This window comes from Bacillus sp. JST-5, from assembly GCF_057747715.1.
In genome coordinates, this window is sequence record NZ_JBYLHW010000156.1 from 1 (window position 1) to 1,293 (window position 1,293).

At 38.5% G+C, this 1,293-nt stretch carries 1 protein-coding gene; it reads left to right on the forward strand.

Annotation, left to right across the window (positions count from 1 at the left end; translation table 11 throughout):
• The first annotated feature begins 85 nt into the window (after nucleotides 1-85).
• A protein-coding gene (locus AC3ASS_RS14325; protein WP_488284163.1) for an IS3 family transposase occupies nucleotides 86-1,251 on the forward strand; the annotation gives its coding sequence in 2 pieces (ribosomal slippage) (nucleotides 86-344 and nucleotides 344-1,251; 1,167 coding nt in all).
• Nucleotides 1,252-1,293: the final 42 nt, after the last annotated feature.

A 1,293-nucleotide genomic window follows, 5' to 3' on the forward strand; every position in this document is an offset into this window, starting at 1 on the left:
TGGTATTATCCCCTACAGGTAGACAGTAAAAAAAGAGGACATTTGATATGATGTTCTTAGGAGTCTACTTGGGAGGGGATTTTTTATGGCTAAAAAAGGACAAACCTTTAACTCATATTCAGAAGAGCTTAAACGTGAAGTCGTTCGTTTGAAATTGGAGGAGGGATGGTCTTATCGACAACTTCGTGAACATTTTGGAATTAAGAGTGATGCACAGATTGCAGAATGGGTCAAGAAATTTCGAAATGGCGAGTCGTTTAAAGATCAACGTGGTGTATGGAATCGTAAACATTTTTCGAGTTTAGAAGAGGAAAATGCTTATTTGAAGGCGCAGGTCGAATACTTAAAAAAGCGCAATCCAAATCTACATGGGAAGGAGTGGTCCTGAAAGCTGATCGGTTTCATATTATTGATGAACTACGAAAAAAACATAGACACCCACTGTCATGGCTGTTAAAAATTGCAGAGGTTTCAAGGGCTGGATACTACAAGTGGCGCATGAACCATTCGAACATGTCAAGACGTTTGGAAGAAGACCTTTTGTTGAAAGAACATATTTTAGCTATTCATAAGTTACATCCGTACTATGGATATAAACGCATGACAAGGGCATTATCCAGAGAAGGGATCGTTGTAAATCATAAGCGTGTGCGACGTTTAATGAGGGAGCTAGGTATAAAATCGGTGATTCGGAAGAAACGACCTTTCTACGGCATTAGAGGATCTGTGGTATTTCCGAATGTATTAAACCGCGAATTCTGTGCGGAGATTCCGTTACAAAAACTCGTAACTGATATTACCTATGTGCGTGTTGGAGATACATTTGCTTACTTGTCTGCGGTTTTAGATTTATATAACAATGAAATAGTCGCATGGGAACTTTCTGAAAGAAATGATCTTAATTTGGTATTAAACACCTTGAAACAACTGGAGGGGAAGCCGTTTGGCAAGAATGCTCTCCTTCATTCCGATCAAGGATTCCAGTACACGACAAAATCATATGAGAACCAGCTCAAAGAACTCAAGATTCAAGGAAGCCATTCGCGAAGAGGAAATTGTCATGATAATGCATGTATCGAAAGTTTCTTCTCACATTTAAAGACAGAGAAGTTGTATTTAGTGCGCTCAAAAACGATCGAACAGGCTTATCAGGCTATTCAAGAATATATTCATTTTTACAATCACAGTCGTTTTCAAGAAAAATTTAACGGTCTTTCCCCGATTGAATATCGAGAAAAGACCGCAGCTTAATATACTCTTTTTTTCATTGTCTACTTGACAGGGTTATGTGCA